Annotated in this window: 2 protein-coding genes; both read left to right on the forward strand. The window is 64.0% G+C overall.

The features are described from left to right. Positions 1–116 precede the first annotated feature (116 nt). Positions 117–800, forward strand: a complete 684-nt coding sequence (recO, locus tag NUV89_RS29560; protein WP_257784103.1) for a DNA repair protein RecO — start codon at positions 117–119, stop codon at positions 798–800. A gap of 51 nt (positions 801–851) precedes the next feature. Further along, a complete protein-coding gene (pdxJ, locus tag NUV89_RS29565; protein ID WP_257784104.1) occupies positions 852–1,595 on the forward strand; it encodes a pyridoxine 5'-phosphate synthase in 744 nt (247 codons plus the stop codon). The last annotated feature ends 101 nt before the right edge of the window (positions 1,596–1,696 follow it).

Consider the following 1,696-nt stretch of genomic DNA (forward strand, 5'->3'; position numbering starts at 1 on the left):
GCGAATGCGGTGGATCAGTCACTGATAAGTCGACTGGCACACCGCATTCGCGAGCAAGCCCGCTCCCACATTCGGTTTGTGTAGTTTTCAACAATGCATTCCAGCAGTGAGAGCCCATGTCCCAACCCACCAGCCAACCCGCCTACGTCCTGCACAGCCGCGCCTACCGCGAGACCAGCGCCCTGGTGGACTTCCTCACGCCCCAAGGCCGCCTGCGTGCAGTCTTGCGCAGCGCGCGGGGCAAGGCGGGTACGTTGGCGCGGCCGTTCGTGGCCCTGGACGTGGAGTTTCGTGGCAAGGGCGAGCTGAAAAACGTCGGCCGCCTGGAAAGCGTCGGCACCTCTGCCTGGCTCAATGGCGACGCGCTGTTCAGCGGTCTCTACCTCAACGAATTGCTGATTCGCCTGCTCCCCGCCGAAGACCCCCATCCGGCTGTCTTCGATCACTACGCCGCCACCTTGCTCGCCCTTGCCGAAGGCCGCCCCCTGGAACCCTTGCTGCGGGCCTTCGAATGGCGCCTGCTCGACGACCTGGGCTACGGTTTCGAACTGGCCAACGACCTGCACGGCGAGCCCATTGCCGCCGACGGCATGTACCGCCTGCAAGTGGACGCCGGCCTGGAGCGCGTCTACCTGCTGCAACCGGGCCTGTTCCAAGGCACCGAGTTGCTGGCCATGAGCGAAGCCGACTGGAGCGCGCCGGGTGCTTTATCCGCCGCCAAACGCCTGATGCGCCAAGCCCTGGCCGTGCACTTGGGCGGACGGCCGCTGGTCAGTCGCGAGTTGTTTCGAAAGCCCTGACAACCCCGTGTATGCTGTGCAGCGTTTCTTTCCCTATTCAGGAGCGCTTCCGTGACCAGCAGCAATCGCATTCTTCTTGGCGTCAATATCGACCACGTCGCTACCCTGCGCCAGGCCCGGGGCACCCGTTACCCTGATCCGGTCAAGGCCGCGCTGGACGCCGAAGAAGCAGGCGCCGACGGCATCACCGTGCACCTGCGCGAAGACCGCCGCCACATCCAGGAGCGCGATGTGCTGCTGCTCAAGGACGTGCTGCAAACCCGCATGAATTTCGAAATGGGCGTCACCGAAGAGATGATGGCGTTCGCCGAGCGCATCCGCCCGGCGCACATCTGCCTGGTGCCGGAAACCCGCCAGGAACTCACCACCGAAGGCGGCCTTGACGTGGCTGGCCAGGAAGCGCGGATCAAGGCCGCGGTGGATCGCCTGTCGCAGATCGGCAGCGAAGTCTCGCTGTTCATCGACGCCGACGAGCGCCAGATCGAAGCCTCGCGCCGTGTCGGCGCACCGGCCATCGAGTTGCACACCGGGCGTTATGCCGACGCCACCACCCCGACCGAAGTGGCCGATGAGCTGCAACGCATCATCGACGGGGTTGCCGTTGGCCTGCGTGAAGGCCTGATCGTCAACGCCGGTCACGGTCTGCATTACCACAACGTTGAAGCGGTGGCGGCGATCAAAGGCATCAACGAGCTGAACATCGGCCATGCGCTGGTGGCCCATGCGCTGTTTGTCGGCTTCAAAGGTGCTGTGGCCGAGATGAAGGCCCTGATCCTCGCCGCCGCCAAGGCCTGACCCAACACAGTCTAAAAACCCCTGAAGATCAAAAAAATGTGGGAGCGGGCTTGCTCGCGAATGCGGTCTGTCAGTTGATACATCTGCTGACCCACCGCCGC

This window comes from Pseudomonas sp. 18.1.10 (assembly GCF_024655625.1).
Classification (GTDB): Bacteria; Pseudomonadota; Gammaproteobacteria; order Pseudomonadales; family Pseudomonadaceae; genus Aquipseudomonas.